Origin of the sequence: Ezakiella peruensis, from assembly GCF_900215725.1 — a bacterium.
In the GTDB taxonomy this organism is placed as follows: Bacteria; Bacillota; Clostridia; order Tissierellales; family Peptoniphilaceae; genus Ezakiella; species Ezakiella peruensis.
The window spans coordinates 889,463-909,015 of record NZ_LT962469.1 but is presented as its reverse complement, the minus strand read 5'-3'; the positions used below and the strand labels follow the sequence as shown (position 1 = coordinate 909,015).

General features: G+C 35.2%; 19 protein-coding genes. 14 read left to right on the top strand and 5 right to left on the bottom strand.

The features are described 5' to 3' along the window. Positions 1-72: 72 nt before the first annotated feature. Positions 73-339 (top strand): 30S ribosomal protein S15, encoded by a 267-nt coding sequence (gene rpsO, locus CUU59_RS04410; protein ID WP_075573499.1) that lies wholly within the window; start codon positions 73-75, stop codon positions 337-339. 118 nt (positions 340-457) lie between these two features. Here the strand turns inward: rpsO and CUU59_RS04405 are convergent, their stop codons facing one another. The 3 genes from CUU59_RS04405 to CUU59_RS04395 form a co-directional block, all read right to left on the bottom strand. Next, positions 458-1,939 (bottom strand): C69 family dipeptidase, encoded by a 1,482-nt coding sequence (locus tag CUU59_RS04405; protein ID WP_099950785.1) that lies wholly within the window; start codon positions 1,937-1,939, stop codon positions 458-460. A 158-nt stretch (positions 1,940-2,097) separates the two neighbouring features. Beyond that, positions 2,098-2,931, bottom strand: a complete 834-nt coding sequence (locus tag CUU59_RS04400; RefSeq protein ID WP_099950784.1) for a protease complex subunit PrcB family protein — start codon at positions 2,929-2,931, stop codon at positions 2,098-2,100. 9 nt (positions 2,932-2,940) lie between these two features. Beyond that, entirely contained in the window at positions 2,941-3,804 is an 864-nt protein-coding gene (locus tag CUU59_RS04395; protein WP_099950783.1) for a YitT family protein, read from the bottom strand. 170 nt (positions 3,805-3,974) lie between these two features. Between CUU59_RS04395 and CUU59_RS04390 the strand changes: the two genes are divergently transcribed. Next, on the top strand, positions 3,975-4,637 hold the full coding sequence (locus tag CUU59_RS04390; protein WP_099950782.1) for a glycerate kinase: 663 nt from the start codon (positions 3,975-3,977) through the stop codon (positions 4,635-4,637). Next, positions 4,618-5,772: an NAD(P)-dependent malic enzyme gene (locus tag CUU59_RS04385; RefSeq protein ID WP_099950781.1), complete on the top strand. Its 1,155-nt coding sequence runs from the start codon at positions 4,618-4,620 to the stop codon at positions 5,770-5,772. Before CUU59_RS04390 ends, CUU59_RS04385 begins: the two co-directional genes overlap by 20 nt. A 112-nt stretch (positions 5,773-5,884) precedes the next feature. On the opposite strand, the gene CUU59_RS04380 is transcribed toward CUU59_RS04385, so the two are convergent. Beyond that, positions 5,885-6,919: a threonine aldolase family protein gene (locus tag CUU59_RS04380; RefSeq protein ID WP_099950780.1), complete on the bottom strand. Its 1,035-nt coding sequence runs from the start codon at positions 6,917-6,919 to the stop codon at positions 5,885-5,887. 184 nt (positions 6,920-7,103) lie between these two features. Between CUU59_RS04380 and CUU59_RS04375 the strand changes: the two genes are divergently transcribed. The 4 genes from CUU59_RS04375 to thiI all read left to right on the top strand — a co-directional run bounded on the left by CUU59_RS04375 (position 7,104) and on the right by thiI (position 11,784). Then, on the top strand, positions 7,104-8,417 hold the full coding sequence (locus CUU59_RS04375; RefSeq protein WP_099950779.1) for a replication-associated recombination protein A: 1,314 nt from the start codon (positions 7,104-7,106) through the stop codon (positions 8,415-8,417). Then, positions 8,410-9,426, top strand: coding sequence for a PTS sugar transporter subunit IIC (locus tag CUU59_RS04370; protein WP_099950778.1), 1,017 nt, complete (start codon positions 8,410-8,412; stop codon positions 9,424-9,426). The genes CUU59_RS04375 and CUU59_RS04370 overlap by 8 nt, the downstream gene beginning before the upstream one ends. Positions 9,427-9,508: 82 nt before the next feature. Beyond that, positions 9,509-10,630, top strand: a complete 1,122-nt coding sequence (locus CUU59_RS04365; protein ID WP_099950777.1) for a cysteine desulfurase family protein — start codon at positions 9,509-9,511, stop codon at positions 10,628-10,630. Further along, positions 10,627-11,784, top strand: coding sequence for a tRNA uracil 4-sulfurtransferase ThiI (gene thiI, locus CUU59_RS04360; RefSeq protein WP_099950776.1), 1,158 nt, complete (start codon positions 10,627-10,629; stop codon positions 11,782-11,784). The genes CUU59_RS04365 and thiI overlap by 4 nt, the downstream gene beginning before the upstream one ends. Positions 11,785-11,847: 63 nt before the next feature. Here the strand turns inward: thiI and CUU59_RS04355 are convergent, their stop codons facing one another. Beyond that, positions 11,848-12,141: a glutaredoxin domain-containing protein gene (locus tag CUU59_RS04355; protein ID WP_099950775.1), complete on the bottom strand. Its 294-nt coding sequence runs from the start codon at positions 12,139-12,141 to the stop codon at positions 11,848-11,850. Between the two features lie 87 nt (positions 12,142-12,228). Between CUU59_RS04355 and potA the strand changes: the two genes are divergently transcribed. The 7 genes from potA (at position 12,229) to CUU59_RS04320 (ending at position 19,517) form a co-directional block, all read left to right on the top strand. Continuing rightward, a complete protein-coding gene (potA, locus tag CUU59_RS04350; RefSeq protein WP_099950774.1) occupies positions 12,229-13,263 on the top strand; it encodes a spermidine/putrescine ABC transporter ATP-binding protein in 1,035 nt (344 codons plus the stop codon). 2 nt (positions 13,264-13,265) lie between these two features. Further along, positions 13,266-14,090, top strand: coding sequence for an ABC transporter permease (locus CUU59_RS04345; RefSeq protein WP_099950773.1), 825 nt, complete (start codon positions 13,266-13,268; stop codon positions 14,088-14,090). Further along, a complete protein-coding gene (locus CUU59_RS04340) occupies positions 14,090-14,887 on the top strand; it encodes an ABC transporter permease (RefSeq protein WP_099950772.1) in 798 nt (265 codons plus the stop codon). Before CUU59_RS04345 ends, CUU59_RS04340 begins: the two co-directional genes overlap by 1 nt. After that, entirely contained in the window at positions 14,865-15,926 is a 1,062-nt protein-coding gene (locus CUU59_RS04335) for an ABC transporter substrate-binding protein (RefSeq protein ID WP_099950771.1), read from the top strand. Before CUU59_RS04340 ends, CUU59_RS04335 begins: the two co-directional genes overlap by 23 nt. Positions 15,927-15,954: 28 nt before the next feature. Further along, positions 15,955-16,992 carry an ABC transporter substrate-binding protein gene (locus tag CUU59_RS04330; RefSeq protein WP_099950770.1) on the top strand — a complete coding sequence of 346 codons (1,038 nt, stop codon included), beginning with the start codon at positions 15,955-15,957 and terminating at the stop codon, positions 16,990-16,992. A gap of 171 nt (positions 16,993-17,163) precedes the next feature. After that, the gene (gene ftsH, locus CUU59_RS04325; RefSeq protein ID WP_099950769.1) at positions 17,164-18,978 is read left to right on the top strand and encodes an ATP-dependent zinc metalloprotease FtsH; all 1,815 of its coding nucleotides are present in this window, start codon (positions 17,164-17,166) and stop codon (positions 18,976-18,978) included. Further along, positions 18,975-19,517 carry a histidine phosphatase family protein gene (locus CUU59_RS04320; RefSeq protein WP_099950768.1) on the top strand — a complete coding sequence of 181 codons (543 nt, stop codon included), beginning with the start codon at positions 18,975-18,977 and terminating at the stop codon, positions 19,515-19,517. Before ftsH ends, CUU59_RS04320 begins: the two co-directional genes overlap by 4 nt. Positions 19,518-19,553: the final 36 nt, after the last annotated feature.

Below are 19,553 nucleotides of genomic sequence, written 5' to 3'. Positions count from 1 at the left end.
GTACCTTGACAAGGGTCTGGGCTTACCTCAGCCTGATGCTTTGTTTAGGTGGATTTTATTAGGAGGTAAATTATGATTAAAGGTGAAAAGAAACAAGAAATTATTGAAAAATTTCAAAAACACGCTAATGACACAGGTTCAACAGAAGTTCAAATTGCTATCTTAACAGAACGCATGAACGAACTAAACGAACACTTGAAAGCCAATCCAAAGGACAACCACTCAAGACGTGGCCTATTAAAGATGGTTGGTAAGAGAAGAAATCTTTTAAGATACTTAAAAGATACAAACCTAGATTCATATCGTGAATTAATCCAAGAATTAAACATCAGAGGATAATTTTTAACCGGCTTTGGCCGGTTTTTCATTTGCATTAAATTTTTAAAAATACAATTTCCAAGAAAAAAATCGCCCGAAATAAATCGAGCGATTGTTTTTTTATTTGAAATGTTTTATCTTAGGCGTCTGATCTTGAAAAGCCGTTTTTCATTAAGCAGCTTGCAGTGTAGAGGACTTTGTCAAGAAGGTCGTCTGTTTGAACTCTTAACTCGTCGGCAATCTTTTGGTTGGCTTGTCTTAAGAATTCTTTTGCGTCTGTAGGATTACTATCAACAAATTCCTTGTCAGTTTCTTTAATTATTCTAGATAAAGTTGCTTGACATTCTTGTTGGTATCTTTCTATATGATTTGAAGTTTCACTGAAGTGGGCGTCAGCTAGGGCTCCTATAATTCTATTGGTCCAATAGAAATCATCGGTTGTTACTTTGCCAGTAGTATTCTTCAAATAATCAGGTGTGTCCATAACATTTGGATAGAAAGGAACGATAGCATTAAATACATTTGATCCTAGGCTTAGCCATTCGATACTCTTGATTTCGTCTGGGCAATAAGGTCTGATTTGAACAAGGCCCATAAAGTTGTTGCGGTTGATACCAATTGGTCTGAATTTTCCTTTTGCAAGGCCGTCAGTGTGTTTTGCATAGCAGTCGTATTCAGTGCCTTGGAAGTGGTGGGATAGGGCGTATTTAATATCTTCAACAGTGATTTTTCTTTCAGGTATTTGCATCCATGGAATATCATCTGAATCAGGTCTAAAGTCAGCATCAATACCATCCCAATAATAAGTGCTTGGATTAAAGAATCTTTGCAAAATCCATGCGCGTGGTGTGTTATAAGTGTGGTCTGAATCGCTGTGGCTACCAAAAGCGTCGCGTGGATTTAGACTTTCATCAAAGGATAGATCTAAATGATTTTCTTCGATAAATTCCCTTAAATCTTTTGAGCACATAAATTCTTTTTGATCAGCAAAAGCATCTTCTAAATCAAAGTGATCAAGGCCCAATTGATTAGGCATAATTACATAGCATTCATCAGGGACTCTTCTAGCAATCCAGTGATGGCCACCAACTGTTTCTAGCCACCAAATTTCATCTACATCTTGGAAGGCGATTCCGTTCATTTCGTATGTTCCATATTTTTCAAGTAGTTCACCAAGGCGAACAACGCCTTCACGAGCAGATTTTATATAAGGGAGGACAAGGGTAACCATATCTTCTTCACCAATGCCGCCAAATTTTTCTGACTTGGAATCCTTTGCTGGAATATATTTTACAAGTGGGTCAGCTGCAAGGACTCTTTCGTTAGTTGTAAGAGTTTCAGTTGCAGTCATAGAAACATTTGCTTCATTAACTCCACAAGCTCCCCAAATGCCTTCATCTTCAATAGCGTTTGGCATACAGGTATACCTAATTGGATTATCTGGCAACTCAATTTCAACCTTTGAAATTACTGATTTATATTTTCTTACTTGGTCTTCAGCTTTAACCACTATAAATTTTTTTGGATTAAAAACTCCAGAAGGTGAGTCTTCGTTTCTTGCTACAAGGGTTGATCCATCATAGCTAGCTTTTTTACCTACTAATATTGTTGTACATGCCATTTTAAAATCTCCTTAATTTATATTTAAGTTTTTAAGGCAACCTAGGAAACCTAATGATAAGACTTATCATTTATTTAATTATACTCCTATAAGTTTTGTTTTGCAAATAAAAAAGCCCCAATCAGCGAAAAATATAATCGCTAAGCAGAGCTATAATTTTATTTATCAACTGTATTTGCTTCAATGTCAACTACTTTTACACCAAAGTCTTTGTCAACACCTTTTACATCTACTTCTATAGTACAGTTAGGATAAGAAATTACTTGCGTAACCATGGCGTCAGTTGGTGGACTTATTACAAGTGGTCTAATAACTACATCCTTACCATCGTATACAACGCGTTCACATCTCAACTGATATCCACCAGTGTTAAATTGTTTTGAGAAGGTGATTGTTAGCTTGCCGTCTTTTACCTTGTAAACATAGCCTTCTTTGTTTAGTGGTTCTTTGGTTTCTATAGTTTTGTAGTTGAGTGATGTTCCAGCCTCGACCTTTTCAACTGACATATCCTTAGCCTCCATATAAACAGTCCTTTCTGAAATATCGTAAGTGATTTCAATATTGAAGACTTCAGCTAAATCCCTTAGCCTAAAGTAATTGTGTCCGGCAATTAATATTGCACTTAAATCTTGATTTATATTATCAATATCAAAGCGGGCATCACTTATAGTTGCTGATTTTACCTTATCTAATTTTTGTAATTCATCGCCGATTGGCTCATAAGGATAGGCAGTAATTGCAGATATTTGTTTATTTTTATTGTTGTAAAGAAGCTTGAAATCTTTGTTTATATTTGTTAAAAGTATTGAAAAATCTCTGAGCTTAACATAGTTTTCATTGTTATAAACAATTGAGGGCAGGTCAACGCTTGCCTGGCCTATACTTACTTTCTGTACAAAGTCACTTACCTCTATCTCTTCGTTATCAGCTTTTATATTGAGAGTTAGTAAGAGGGACAGGCAAATAAATATTAAAACAATTTTTTTGTGCATAATTCCTCCTTAGTCTAAAATGCTTTTGAAACCTAAGCCTAAAACTTCGCTGGAGTTTTTAATCCATACAAAAGCATTTGGGTCGTTTTCTTTCAAGAAATTTTTTAATAGGACTAGTGATCTTCTATCTATAATGGTGACAATAACTTTGATATCTTGTTTTGAATATGCTCCTTCTGCATGATATAAAGTACAAGTGTGGACCAAATCATTGTGGATAAAGTTAACGATTGGCTCGATATTTTGACTAACAATAGTAACTTCTTTAGATAGGTTCATACCATCGATGGTAAAGTCAATAATAATTCCATTAATAATTACAGCAAATAATGAATAAAGACCAATCTTGCTGCCATAGGCTATACCTGCAACGAGTGTAATGGCTAAGTCAGCGTATAAAACAGCACGACCAAGGTCGATGCCGGTAAATTTATTTATTATCTTGCCCAGAATATCTGTACCTCCTGTTGAAGCACCTTGGTTAAATACAATGCCTATACCAACAGCAGAAATAATTACACCACAGAATAGGTCAAGCATTATATCTCCAGAGAGGGAAGCTTGATTGGGGTACATCCATTCGAGAACTTTAACAATACCAGATGTTCCAAGACTTGCTACAATGGTTTTTGCTCCAAAGGCGGGACCTATAAGTAAAAAAGCAATAGCAAATAAGAATATATTCACAATTATCATTATTGTACCAACTTCTAAGTTTATAAAAGAGGATAAGACAACCGCGAGACCATAAGCTCCACCAGCTGCAATATCATTTGGCATAAGGAAAAAATATACGCCAACACCTACAAGTAAAATACCAATAAAAATTAATAAGTAAGATTTAAATCTTTTTGCATTTTGATTATTTTTCATAAAAGCCTCCTTAGCGTAAGTCCATTGTAGCAGAAAAAATAAAAAAATAAAAGTGAAGATTTCACAAATGTTGAAAAAATATTAAAGTGGGTATATGATAAAAGGAGATGAAAATGGATGTATATGCAAGTTTTTACTAATTATAAGTATTTTAAAAAAGTGATTTCAATATGATTGATGAGATATATTTTTTTGGAGACAAGATTTTATCCGACGATTTTTTTAAAGTTATAGGAGAGTCTTCAATTTTACTTACACCGGAAAAATCTAATATGCTAAATTTATCAGCCGATTCCATACAAATTGGAGAAGAGCTGATGACTTTATTTGAAAAGTATGATAATATATACTTTGATCTCAGGAACCTTGAGGTTAATGATTTGGGCATGGGTATTTTGTCAGTTTTAGGTTGTACTTTTTATGATGAAGCTGATAAAAAAGTATTACCGAAAGGGACTAACCTTTATTACATCTATAGAATTGAATTTAATAGGGTATTGCCAGATAATAAAAAGCTCAGATTGATATTGTCAAAGCCACGTGAAAACTGCTCTAATATCATTTGTGGTAGGCATTGTAAGACAAGTCCTTTTGAAGGCGAGTTACTTATAAGATCTCTTCATAATGTTTTGATAAGGTTGGAGGATTCTGGTTACAATACCGCAGCTGATTTAAAAACTTTTGATTCAGGTGGGATCAGCACATTTCTCGCTTCAGTTTTAAATGAAGAGGGAGTTAAATATATTTTTGATAGGGACATCAACCCCTTAGAATTTGGGGATGATATATATTATGAAATTTTTGGAGGTAAAAATGGAAAATCAAGATTATAAAGCTAAGGCTTTAAAATTGCACGAAGATTATCAAGGAAAGATTGCAGTTTATTCAAAGTATGAACTAAAAGAAAAGGATGACTTGGCATTACTTTACACACCTGGTGTTGCAGAACCATGTAAAAAAATTGCTGAAAATAAAGAAGATGTCTATAAGTACACAGCTAAAGGCAACTTGGTTGCTGTTGTTACAGATGGGTCAGCTGTTTTGGGACTAGGTAATATCGGTGCAGAAGCAGGTATGCCTGTTATGGAAGGAAAGGCAATTTTATTTAAACATTTTGGCAATGTAGATGCTTTCCCAATTTTAGTTGATACAAATGATGTGGATACAATTGTTGAAACTGTTAAACATATTGCTCCAACTTTTGGCGGGATTAACCTTGAAGATATTGGTGCACCTAGATGTTTTGAAATTGAAAGACGACTAAAAGAAGAACTTGATATACCGGTTTTCCATGACGACCAACACGGAACTGCAATTGTAGTTACAGCAGGAATTATTAATGCTCTAAAGATTGTTGATAAAAAACCTGAAGATGTAAAAGCTGTTATCAACGGATGTGGTGCAGCAGGTGTAGCAATTCTAAAAATGCTTAGAGCCCTAGGGATTAAAAACAATATCATCCTAGACTCTAAGGGAATCGTTTACAGAGGAAATCCAAATAACAACTGGCTAAAGGATGAAATTGCAGAAATTTCAAATAAAGATAACGAACAAGGTAAGCTCGCAGATGCTATCAAGGGAGCTGATATATTTATCGGCGTAAGTGTTGCAGGAGCTTTGACTCAAGAAATGGTTAAAACAATGAATGAAAAGGCTATAATTTTTGCTATGGCTAATCCAATTCCAGAAATTTTCCCAGACGAAGCCAAAGAAGCTGGGGCTTATGTAGTTGGAACTGGCAGAAGTGATTTTCCTAACCAAATTAACAACCTTCTATGCTTCCCAGGTTTATTTAGAGGAGCCCTTGATGCAAGAGCTCAAATAACTGAAGAGATGATGATGGCAGCTGCACATGCAATTGCAGATCAAGTAGGAGATAAGTTATCAGCAGATTTTGTTATTCCAGAACCAATGGATATGGAAGTACCAAAGGCAGTGGCTGAAGCTGTTAAAAAAGCTGCGAAATAAATATAAAAATAAATTTAAAAATCTGGCTGGTCTTAGCCAGATTTTTTTATAAAAAAAGTGCTCGATTTTTATCGGGCACTTTTAAAATAATATAATCTATAAAATTTACAATTTATAAGAGTTCATTGATCCTTCCAATTAGCTTATCGATGTTTTCTTCTTTAGTCGCCCAAGAAGTGCAAATTCTATAGCATGTATGATCTTGGTCAATTTTCTTTTCAAATTCAAAGGCAAATTCGTCTTTGAGTTTTTCTACAAAAGAATTTGGAAGGATAGGGAATTGTTGGTTGGTATTTGAGTGTACTTCAAACTCAATACCCTTTGCTTCTAGTGCATCTCTGACTTTAATAGCAAGTCTATTGGCATTTTTGCATATATCAAAGTATAGATTGTTGGTAAAGAGTGCTTCGAATTGCGAACCTAGCAAGCGACCTTTTGCAAGTAATTGGCCAGCTTGTTTTACACTATTTAAAAAATTGACTTCAAAATCATCTCTTAAAAGGACGATAGCTTCACCACATAGGGCGCCGCATTTGGTTCCTCCAATATAAAAAGCATCGCAATTATTTGCTATAGTTTCTAGGTCGAGGTCGCAGCCTTCTGATGTGAGGCCGTAGCCAAGTCTAGCCCCGTCAACATATAAGTATAAATTGAGCTCTTGACATTTTTTATATATGTCTTCTAATTCTGATTTTGTATACATAGTTCCTATCTCAGTAGGAATTGTAATGTATACCATTTTTGGAATTACTAAATGGCAAGTTGGCTCACTATAAACAGCATCGATAAAATTCTGAATATCATCAGGTTTTAGTTTTCCGTCGTCTTTTGATATAGTAGTTACTTTATGGCCTCTTGCCTCAACAGATCCTGATTCGTGAACATTAATATGTCCTACTTGAGCACAAAGGACAGTTTCGTATGGCCTAAGAATATGACTTATAAAGGCAACATTTGTAGGCGTTCCGCTAACCATAAAATGTATATTAGCATCTGGACGATTAATAGCCTTCTTTATTAATTCTTTTGCATGAGCAGAATAAGAGTCATTACCGTAACCAAATTCTTGGGTGTTATTAGACTCAACTATACGTTCAAGTACTTTTGGATGAGCACCTTCGTTGTAATCGCAATTTAAATAAATCATAATACTCCTTATATATGTACCAAGAGTTTAAATTAAGCAGATATTTTTCAACAATGCTTTCCCTGGTTACTAAAAAGTATACTCTATTAGAGAACTGTTGTCAATAAAACTAATTCTAATATAATTAATAATATTACATTGAAAACTATACTTATATCTGTTAAAATGATGGGTGGAGGTAGGCATGGATTTATTTGAATATAACAGGCAAAATCAAAGAGAAAAATTTGCTCCCTTAGCCGAAAAGCTAAGGCCAAAAACTTTGAATGATGTCCTAGGACAAGATGAAATAACAAAAGATGGCGGTATGATTAAAAATGCTATGAAGACAAATAACCTGCCATCTATTTTATTATACGGGCCACCGGGAACGGGCAAGACTACAATTGCAGAGATAATTGCCAAGGAAATGAATATGAATTTCTTTAAGGTTAGTGCAGTTAGCTCTGGTATCAAAGAGCTTCGCGAGGTGGTTGAAAAATCAGCAGAAAACTTGCGGATGAATATGGGTAGAAGTATTTTATTTGTAGACGAGATCCACAGGTTTTCTACTTCTCAACAAGATTTTTTGCTTCCCTATGTTGAGGCGGGCGACCTTGTACTAATTGGAGCTACTACAGAAAATCCATTTTTTGCAGTTAACAAGGCTTTGATATCTAGGTTGATTTTAATTGAATTAAAATCTTTGGATACAGATGCGCTTGAAGAGCTTTTAGGCCGGGCCCTAAATCTATATTCTAAAGAAAATAATTTAACTATAGAGATAAGTCCAGAGGCCAAAGAGTTTTTGGTTAAGCGTGCTGATGGCGATGCCAGGAGGCTTATAAATAGCTTTGAAGTTTCAGTTTTAAACGGAAGGCATGAAAACAATAATCTTTACATTGATGAGCACACTGTCAGGGATAATTTTATGAATGCGACCCTCAAATATGATTCAACTGATGAGCATTACGATACGATTTCTGCTTTTATAAAATCTATGAGGGGCAGCGATCCGGACGCAGCTATATTTTATTTGGCCAAGATGCTTTTATCAGGAGAAGATCCTAGGTTTATAGCCAGACGCATGGTGATATTTGCAAGTGAAGATGTTTCAAATGCTGACCCCATGGCTTTAAGTGTAGCAACAAATGCCTTTTATGCAACTACGGTTATAGGCATGCCTGAAGTTAGAATTAATTTGGTCCAAGCTGCAGTTTATTTAGCTTGCGCTCCAAAAAATAACAGTTCATATTTGGCCATTAATGAGGCCATGAGTTTCATTAGAAAAAATGGTTCATATAAAGTTCCAAACCATTTGAGAGACGCCCACTATCAAGGGTCTGAAAAATTGGGCGTTGGCGGATATATATATCCCCATAGTTTTAAAAATGGATATGTAGACCAGTCTTATTTGCCTGATGAAATCAAAAACATAAAATTTTATGAGCCTAAAGATATAGGATATGAAAAAGAAATGACAGAATACCTAAGGAGGATAAAAGGGGAAGATGAGTAAATTTTTAAAGAAAAAAGGCGTTAATATTTCAGCTAAAATATATTTTATAGATACTTTAAGTGCCATGGCTATGGGTTTATTTTGTTCGCTTTTGGTTGGGACAATTTTAAATACCATAGGCACGCAATTTAATATTGAGATCCTATCAACGACTATATGGGATGCGGCGAAATTAATGACAGGGCCTGCCATTGCAGTAGCAGTTGCTCACGCCTTGAAGGCGCCTGCCCTGGTAATTTATTCATCCATAATAACTGGCTATATAGGCAATGAAATGGGTGGTGCAGTTGGCGCATGGTTTGCGGGAATAATTGCTGTTGAAGTTGGTAAACTTGTGGCAGGTGAAACAAAAGTTGATATTTTGGTTACGCCAATTTGCACAATACTTATGGGAACACTTGCTGCAATTACAATTGGACCTGTACTTTCAAAGGTCATGATCAAATTGGGCGAACTTGTAATGCTCGCCACAGAAATGAGACCGTTTTTTATGGGTATAGTCGTATCAGTAATTGTTGGCATGGTATTAACACTTCCTATAAGCTCAGCTGCCTTATGCATGATGATTGGATTATCCGGTCTAGCAGGAGGCGCTGCAACAGCTGGTTGCTCAGCACAGATGATCGGCTTTGCAGTTATGAGCTACAAAGAAAATGGAATCGGCGGTTTAATTAGCCAAGGACTTGGGACTTCTATGCTTCAAATACCAAACATTATTAAGAACTGGAAGATATGGATTCCACCTACAGTTGCCGCTGCTGTTACTGGACCAATCTCTTCTGTAGTTTTTAAAATGACCAACATACCAATCGGATCGGGTATGGGAACATCAGGTTTAGTTGGACAAATTGGAACTATTACATCTATGACTGCTGATGGAGTGGTGGCAAGTAAAATTTATTTGTCAATTGCCCTTGTCCATATTATTTTACCAGCTATAATATCGCTTTTACTTTGCAATTTGCTTAAGAGTATTGGCTGGATAAAAGAAGGCGATTTAAAATTATAAATTTAATATAAAAAATATTAAAAACAATTGAATTTCAAAGACTTTTTATGTTATTATATATCTTGTGTAAAGGATGTGAAATATGATTTATTTTGACAACGCTGCAACCACAAAGCCATCGAAAAATGCTGTGGATGCATTTTTAAAATCTTGTGATGTATACTGGGCAAACCCTTCGGCCTTGCATAGCTTTGGCGAAGAGGTTTTCTTTGAGTTAAAAAAATCCAGAGACAATATTAAAAACTTACTTAATATTAAAAAAGGTGAAATATATTTTACATCATCAGCCACTGAGTCCATCAATTTATTTTTCAAGGGGCTTTTGAAAAAAGAAGACCATTTAATTATTTCCGAATATGAACACTCAGCTGTATATGAGTCAGCCAAGCTTTTTGAAAATGAAGGTGGAGAAGTTACTTATTTAAAAGCAAAAAATGGTATTATAGATCCAGAAGATGTCAGGTCAGCTATTAAAGATAATACAAAACTAGTTGCAATTATGTTTATAAATAACGAAATTGGAGCCATTAATCCTGTTCAGGAAATTTCCAGGCTAATTAAAAATACAAATCCTAATATAAAATTTTTCGTTGATGGAGTCCAAGCTGTTGGCAAGACTCCTGTAGATTTAAATGAATTAAATTGTGATGGCTTTACCCTAAGTGCCCATAAATTCCACGGCTTAAAGGGGACTGGGCTCTTGTATGTGAAGGACACCCATATTCATCCGCAAATTTTGGGCGGCGGTCAAGAATCTTCTATGAGGTCGGGAACAGAAAATGTTGGAGGCATATTTGCACTTAATGCAGCCCTTGCTGACGCTGTGAATAATTTAGAAAAAAACATCGACTACGTAGGATCTATAAAGCAAAGATTTATAGATAATTTAAAAGATTTTCCAGGAGTAAGGATTAATTCACCGGAAAATTCTGTTCCTAATATTTTAAATATCAGCTTCAAGGGCATAAAGGCCGAAGTCTTGGTCCACATGCTTGAAGAATCTGAAATATATGTAAATACAAGTTCTGCTTGCAGCAAGAATGGTCATAAAAAATCCAGGACTCTGCTAGCTCTCGGTCTTTCGGATGAAGATATCAGGGGAGCACTTAGGTTTTCATTTTCAGATTACAATACTCTTGAAGAAGTGGATTTTGCATGTGAAAAAATAAAAGAAGCTGTTGAAAGGATGAGATTAATATTATGAGAAAATGCATATCTTTAAGTTATGGTGAGATTGCTCTAAAAAAAGAAAACAGGCCATACTTTGAAAATATCCTAATAAAAAACATCAAAACAGCTTTAAAAGATTTGGATATTTCACTCAAAAAAGACCAATCTAAGATTTATATATACACAGAAGAATATGAAAAAGCCATTGAACTTTTAAAACCAATCTTTGGAATTTCCTATATTTCTTTGCAGTTTGAAACTGACCAAGATATGGATTCTATTTATGAAACTGCTATTGCAGCTATGGATTACGAAAGGGATAACTCAGTTGTCAAAACTTTTAAAGTTGAGACCAAAAGGGCAGATAAAAAATTCCCCCTAAAGAGTCCTGAAATTTCAAGACTGGTTGGAGGTCATATCCTAAAACATTATAAGGATTTAAAAGTAGATGTAAACAATCAAGATATAATTATAAGGGTTGATATTAGAAAAAACGCCTTTGTATCTGGCAATCGTATAAAAGCCATGGGCGGTATGCCCGTTGGATCAAATGGAAGAGCCTTGTCGCTTTTGTCTGGTGGTATAGATTCTCCAGTTGCGTCAATACTTGCGATGAAGCGTGGCTTATCTTGTGACTTTATACACTTTCACTCTTATCCATTCACAAGCGCTAAATCTTTTGACAAGACAAAAGATCTAGCGATTTTATCTTCAAAATATCAGCCACATGCCATGTTGTTTTCCTTTAATCTAGTTAAGATTCAAGAGGAGATAACTAAGAATTGCGATATAAGATTTACTACGATTTTGCAACGCAGGTCTATGATTAGGCTTGCTACAAGACTTTGCAAGGACCTCGATAGGTCTGCACTTGTAACGGGAGAAAATCTAGGTCAAGTTGCCAGTCAAACTCTCTCTGGCATGAGCGTTGTTGATCCTGTTACAGATTTAATGATACTAAGACCGCTTATATGCTTTGACAAAAACGAAATAGTGGAATTAGCAAGACAATACGGGACCTATGAAACTTCAATTCTTCCCTACGAGGATTGTTGTACAGTTTTTGTTGCCAAGCATCCAAAGACAAATCCAACTTTGGACCAAGTTTTGGCAGAGGAAGCGAAAATTGATTTTGCAAGCCTTGAAGATGAAATTTATAAGAGCAGGGAAGAACACTTAATTAAATAAAATTTATTGCTTGCAGAAAATAGGATTATCTGCAATAAAAAAGACCCTTTCGGGTCTATGGATTTAATTTTTGGCTAATTCGTCGGCAATAAAATTTTCGAGTTCAACTTGGTCAAAGATAAGCCTTTCATTATCACCGATAACCAAGCAGGGTATGCCGATTTTGCCAGATTCAATTATAGGATTAAATTCCTTGCAATTTTCTCTTACAGCCAAAAACTTTTTTAAATACCCTAGTGACGATGTGATATCCATGTATAAAAATCTGATGCCAGATTCTTCAAGTTTTTCTTTGAAAGGGGCACAATCAGGACACATGGAAGATCCAAAAACAACTTTCTTTTGTATTTTTGCCATCAATATCTACCTCCTAGGGTTTATTATACCAAATATCTTTATAATTAAAACTTTAATGATAATTTTTATAAAAAAGGAAGTGATGAAATGTCTGAAAAATTTTTAAGTTTACAAAATATTCATAAGGAATACGATGGACAAATCGTACTCGATGATTTAAATTTGGACATCAGAGAAGGGGAGTTTATTACACTCTTGGGACCATCAGGTTGCGGTAAAACCACAACTTTACGCATGATTGGTGGTTTTATTCAACCAGACTCTGGTCAAATCCTCTTTGAAGGTAGAGACATAACTCAGTTAAAACCTAATGAAAGAAAAGTAAATACTGTTTTCCAAAAGTATGCACTATTTCCACACTTAGACGTTTTTGAAAATATAGCCTTTGGTTTGAGACTTAAAAAAGTTGATGAGGCAACTATCAAGAAAAAAGTTTCAAGAATGCTTGACTTAGTAAACTTATCTGGTTACGAGAAGAGGGCAGTTACATCACTTTCAGGAGGTCAACAACAAAGAATTGCTATAGCCAGAGCTCTGGTTAATGAACCAAAAATCTTACTTTTAGACGAACCTCTGGGTGCCCTTGATAATAAATTGAGAAAAGGCATGCAGACTGAACTTATTAATATGCAATGGGAACTTGGCATCACCTTTGTTTTCGTTACCCATGACCAAGAAGAAGCCCTATCTATGAGCGATCGTATTGTAGTTATGAACGATGGAAAAATCGAACAACTTGGCAAGCCTATAGACATTTATAATGAGCCTGCCAATGCTTTTGTTGCAGACTTTATTGGCGAAAGCAATATCTTAGAGGCAACTTATAATGGCGACTACAGCGTTACTTTTGCAGGCCATACTTTTAAATGTGTAGACAAGGGCTTTACACCAGGAGAAAAAGTTGATGTTGTCCTGCGTCCAGAAGATATTATTATTTCAAAAACCGATAATGGCAAAATAAAAGGCGTCGTTGAAAATGAAATCTTCAAGGGCGTCCACTATGAAATACTCGTAAATGTTGATGGTGAAATATGGAAGGTTAAGTCAACCCTATCGAGCAGTGAAGATTCTACAGTTTCGCTAGATGTTGAACCAGAAAATATCCATGTTATGAGGAAGTAGCCATGAGAAGACTAAACGTAAATAAAATTATTTATACATTTTGGTCAATGCTCTTTATAGTAATCCCTGTAATTTTGATTTTATATCTGGGCTTTACAGTTACAGACAATGGAGTGACAAGTTTTTCACTCTCTAACTTCAAGAGATTTTTTGAGCCAATTTATTTAAATATCCTTTGGCGGAGTTTGAAACTTGCTTTTTATTCAACTCTAATATGCTTGATAATTGGCTATCCATTTTCATATTTTATTGCTGAGTCTCCAAACAAGGAAAATTATATTTTATTTGTAATGATCCCAATGTGGATGAACTTTTTGCTAAGGACCTATGCTTGGATAACCCTTTTGGGAAGAAATGGAATTATAAATAAATTTTTGGAAAGCCTTGGCCTTGCAAAGATGGAGCTAATGTATAATGACTTTGCAATTATGATTGGTATGATATATAACTTTTTACCTTTTATGATTCTGCCTATTTTTACTGCTATTACCAAACTAGACCCTTCCTTAATAGAAGCGGGCTATGACCTGGGTGCAAGCAAGGGACAGGTCTTTAGAAAGGTTATTTTTCCATTGACCAAAAGTGGAGTCTTAACAGGTATAACCATGACTTTTATACCTGCAGTTTCAACATTTGTTATATCCCAATTGTTAGGTGGAAACAACTTTAACTTGATTGGTAATATAATCGAACAACAATTCAGATTTACTGGAGATTGGAATTTTGGTTCGGCCATAAGCATTGTTCTTATGATTATTATTTGGATCTTAATCAAGCTATCGGATAATAAGAAAACTGAAAATAAGCTTGAAGGAGGTATAATCTAATGAAAAACTTTTTAAAGAAATTTTATACCTACCTAATCTATTTCTTTTTCTATATGCCAATTATTGTCCTTATTGTATACTCGTTTAATGCCACCAAATCTCGCGTTGTCTGGGGTGGATTTAGCCTTAGATGGTACAAGGAACTATTCCAAAACAGGCAAGTGCTGATGAGTTTTTACAATACATTTTTTATTGGCATAGTTTCCACTGCAATATCTACTGTAATTGGTACTGTTGGTGCAATAGGTTTATATAGCTCAAAGGGAAAATTTAAGAGCATAATGCTAGATATAAACTATTTGCCAATATTAAATCCAGATATAGTTATTGCAGTTAGTTTAGTTGCCCTTTACAATTTCTTAAGGATTAGATTTGGATATGTAACTATTATTCTTAGCCATGTTGCCTTTCTAACCCCTTATGTACTATTTAATGTAATGCCAAGGCTTTACAGCATGGACCCAAATTTATACGAGGCTGCTCTTGACTTGGGCGCCAATAGGAGACAGGCTTTCTTTAAAGTGCTTTTGCCGGAAATTAAACCTGGCATTTTGAGTGGGGCTTTGATGGCATTTACACTTTCAATTGACGATTTCGTTGTAAGTTTTTTCACTACAGGCAACGGAATCCAAAACATTTCTATAACCGTATGGTCAATGGCTAGACGCGGAATTAATCCAGTTATTAATGCCTTGTCAGCCCTTATGTTTGTCATTATGGTTTCACTTGTAGTGGTTATAAATTTAAGAAATAAAAAGGAGAAAGAAAACCAACTTGGAAAAGCTAAGAAAAATTAATATTATTTTAATGATTATAGTTATAATTACTTCTTCATTTTTACTGGCTTGCCAAGAGCAAGACCAAGGTCAAGATGAAAAAGAATTGGTAATTTATAACTGGGGGGACTATATGGATCCCGCACTTATAGAAAAATTTGAAGACCAAGAAGGCATAAGAGTTATTTATAATGAATATGTTACAAATGAAGACTTGTTTGTAAAGTTAAAAAATTCCAATGAGCAAATTGATCTTATAATTCCATCTGATTATATGCTTGAACGACTAATAAAAGAGGATTTAATACAAAAGATAAATAAAAACAATATTAAGAATCTAAAGACTGTAAATCCAACCTTTATAAAGCAAGAGTGCAATCCAAATGGGGACTATGGTGTACCGTATCTGTGGCAAACAGTAGGTATTATATATAATTCAGAAAAATATCCGGAGGGCCTGCATGCATGGGCAGACTTGTGGAATGAAAAATATGATAAGGATATGGTTTTATACAATGCTCAAAGGGATGTCTTGACAATCGCCTTAAAAAAGCTGGGCTATTCTATTAACACTGATAATATTTCAGAGCTAAAAGAAGCAGAGGAAGAGCTCTTGAAGCAAAAAGAAATCAACTATGCCTATTTAGGTGATGAAATCAAGGACGTTCTTGTAAACGAGGATGCTGGTATAGGCGTTGTTTATTCTGGTGATGCTGGGATAATTATGAGTCAGAATAACAAATTTAAATTTGTTATTCCAAAGGAAGGCTCTAATATGGCAATTGACTTTATGGCAATACCTAAAAATGCTGAGCACAAGGAAACAGCAGAAAAATTTATTGACTTTATGCTTGAGGAAGAAAACGCACTTCAAAATACAGAATACCTTATGTACAACACACCTATTGACAGTGTCAAGAACAAGCTACCAAAAGAGATTTTAGCTTATGACTTATATCCATCAGAAGAGGAGCTAAAGAGGCTCACTGTTTACAAGGATATGAGTAAATTTAACAAGATATACGACCAAATATGGACAGAAATAACTTCTGGCTTATAAAGAGTCATATATAAAAAAGGGGGGTAAATTGAAAAGAACATTAAGAGTAATTTTAATTGCATTATTAACTTTATTTGTCTTAAGCGGATGCTCGTCTTCTAAAGAAAAACTATATGTTTTTAATGTTGGAGATTATATGGATATGGATGTTATAAAAGACTTTGAGGAAGAGTTTGATTGCAAGGTTATTTATGAAGAATACGCTTCAAATGAGGACCTTTTTGTAAAGATAAAAACATCAAAGCAGGCTTATGATGTAATTTTTCCATCAGACTATATGCTTGAGCGCCTTGTAAGTCATGACCTGGTTCAAAAACTTGATAAGGAAAAAATTGAAAATTACAAGTATATTGATGAATACTATTTGAATAGAGATTTTGATCCAAATAACGACTTTTCACTTCCATATATGGCAGGAACTGTTGGCATTGTCTATAACGCTGAAAAATATCCTGAAGGGATTGACGAATGGGCTGACCTATGGGACGAAAAATATGAAAGAGATGTTGTCCTTTATTATTCTCAAAGAGATGTTTTAATGGTTGCCTTAAAAAAACTCGGCTATAGTATGAACACCCAAAACCCCGATGAACTTGAAGCAGCAAAAGCAGAGCTTATCAAGCAAAAGCCATTAATATATGGATACCTAGGCGATGAAATAAAAGATATATTAGTTGCAGAAGATGCCAATATTGGCGTTGTATACTCAGGCGATGCTGGAATTATAACATCACTCAATGATGATTTTAAATACGCTCTACCAAAAGAGGGGACTAATCTATGGATAGACTTGATGGCAATTCCAAAGAGTTCTCAAAATCCAGAGCTTGCTCACGAGTTTATAAACTTTTTATTAAGACCGGATATTCAAGCTAGAAATGCAGAGTATCTTCAATATTCAACAATTTCATCAGAAGCAAAAGAGATGCTGCCAGATGAAATTAAAAATAACCCGGCCCTATATCCTCCAGAAGAAGATTTAAAAAACACAGAAGTATTTACAGACCCTACTGAAGTTATTGAGCTTTATGACAGGATTTGGACTGAGGTTTTATCTGGCCTATAAGTGTTATTGACCGTATTTTTTTACGGTCTTTTTTATTGTATAAACATAAAATATAATTTGCTAGAATTCTTTTTTATAAACTCTAATGTTAATGATTTAAGCAAGCATCTGTGTTTTTTTATATACACTTGGGTATAAATAATCATAAATTAATTCAAAGAGGTGATCGAGATGTTTAAGGATAAAAAACCTTTATATATTTATTATAGTATTGTTATTGCACTAATGCTAATATTTAATTTGTTTTTACTTCCTTATTTACAAACAAAAAAAGTAGAAGAGGTTGGTTATTCAGAATTTTTAACCATGCTTAAAGAGGACGAAATTAAAAAAGTAGAAGTTCAAGACAGGCAGATACTATTCACAACTTTAGATGAAAATAATGAAGAAGTTATTTATAAAACAGGACCTTTTAGAAATAATGAGCTTGCCAAGATGCTCCAAGAAAAAGGTGTAGAATTTGGCAGCCCAATAATTCCAGAACCAGGAATTCTTGCAAGCATTTTGAGTTGGGTCATACCAATATTTATTTTTATATTGCTCGGCCAATTGCTCAGCAAACAAATGCTAAAATCAATGGGCGGCGGTCGCGGCACAATGAGTTTTGGCAAATCAAATGCAAAAGTTTATGTAAAAGCAGAAACTGGTAAAACCTTTGCCGATGTTGCTGGTCAAGATGAAGCCAAAGAAGCCTTGAAGGAAATAGTTAGCTTCCTCCACAATCCAGCCAAGTATGCAAGTATCGGTGCAACCATGCCTAAAGGTGCACTTTTGGTTGGACCTCCGGGAACTGGTAAGACCTTGTTGGCTCAAGCTGTTGCCGGGGAAGCAAATGTACCCTTCTTCTCTATATCTGGCTCGGAATTTGTAGAGATGTTTGTTGGTATGGGTGCAGCCAAGGTTAGAGACTTATTTAGGCAAGCAAATGAAAAAGCTCCATGCATAGTTTTCATAGACGAAATTGATACCATTGGTAAGAGACGCGATGGCAACTATGGGGGAAATGATGAAAGAGAACAAACGCTCAACCAACTCCTATCAGAAATGGATGGTTTTGATGGTCGAAAGGGTGTTGTTATACTTGCTGCAACTAACAGGCCAGAAACATTGGATCCAGCCCTCTTAAGACCGGGCAGATTTGACAGAAGAATTCCTGTTGAATTACCAGATTTAAACGGTAGGATTGCAATTTTAAAAGTTCACGCAAGAAAAGTTCGCACTGAAGATAATATCGACTTTAAGACACTTGGCCTATCCACAGCTGGGGCCAGCGGTGCAGACCTTGCAAATATGATTAATGAAGGTGCTTTAAATGCAGTTAGGGCCGGCAGGCAGGTCGTAACTCAAAAGGATATTGAAGATGCGATTGATGTAGTAATAGCTGGATACGAACGCAAGTCTATGATCGTTAGCCCAGAAGAAAAACGCATTATATCCTATCACGAAATTGGTCACGCTGTTGTAGCTGCTGCTCAAACTCATTCAGCTCCTGTTCATAAAATTACAATTATTCCTAGAACATCAGGAGCTCTTGGCTATACCATGCAAGTCGAAAAAGAAGAAAAGTTCTTGAAATCTGACAAGGAAATCTTTAACGATATGGCGACGCTTTGTGGTGGCCGTGCAGCAGAAGAATTGATATTTAACACCAGAACCACAGGTGCGTCAAACGATATTGAGAGAGTAACAAATCTCGCTCGCAATATGATAGCAACCTATGGTATGACAGATGAATTTGATATGTCTGGCTTTACTAGTCTGCAAAACCAATATTTGGGTGGCAATAGGACACTCGATGCTAGTGAGCAAACCGTTAGACAAATTGACGAAGCAACAATTGCCCTTGTTAAAAAGGCTCACGAAACTTCCATAAATATTTTAAAAGAAAATATGGAAGCCATGCATGCAAGTGCAAAATTTTTACTTGAAAAAGAAACCATTACTGGCGATGAGTTTATGGAAATCTTTAACAGGTATAAAGAATGATTTATATAGCCAGACATGGTGAAACAGATTACAACAAAATAGGTCGACTTCAGGGACAAAGGGATATCTCTTTAAACGAAGTCGGCAGAAACCAAGCCCTTGAGCTCAAAGAAAAGCTTAAGGGTCTTGATTTTGATGAAATTTATTCGTCCGATCTTGTAAGAGCATATGAAACAGCCTGCATAATTGCTGGTGATAAGAAAGTTATCCAAGATCCACGCCTCCGTGAAATCTGCTTAGGCTCTTGGGAGGGCAAAACTTATGAATATCTTCGAGCTAATGACCCCAGATATGAAGTATTTTTTAACGATCCCAGTACAATCACAGGGGCAGACCACGAGCCATACGTAGATGTAATTAAACGCACAGATGAATTTTTCTCTTCCTTGGATACAAGTAAAAATATTCTGGTAATCACCCATGGCTTTGTAATTTATAATTATTTTATGAAACTAATACCTGATATAAAGCCGATAGGAAACTGTGAAATTTTAAAATACGATAGGAATAAAAATATTATTTTAGGAGAAGAGGACTAAGGGATAGGAAAAATAAATATAAGTATTTTGATTTTC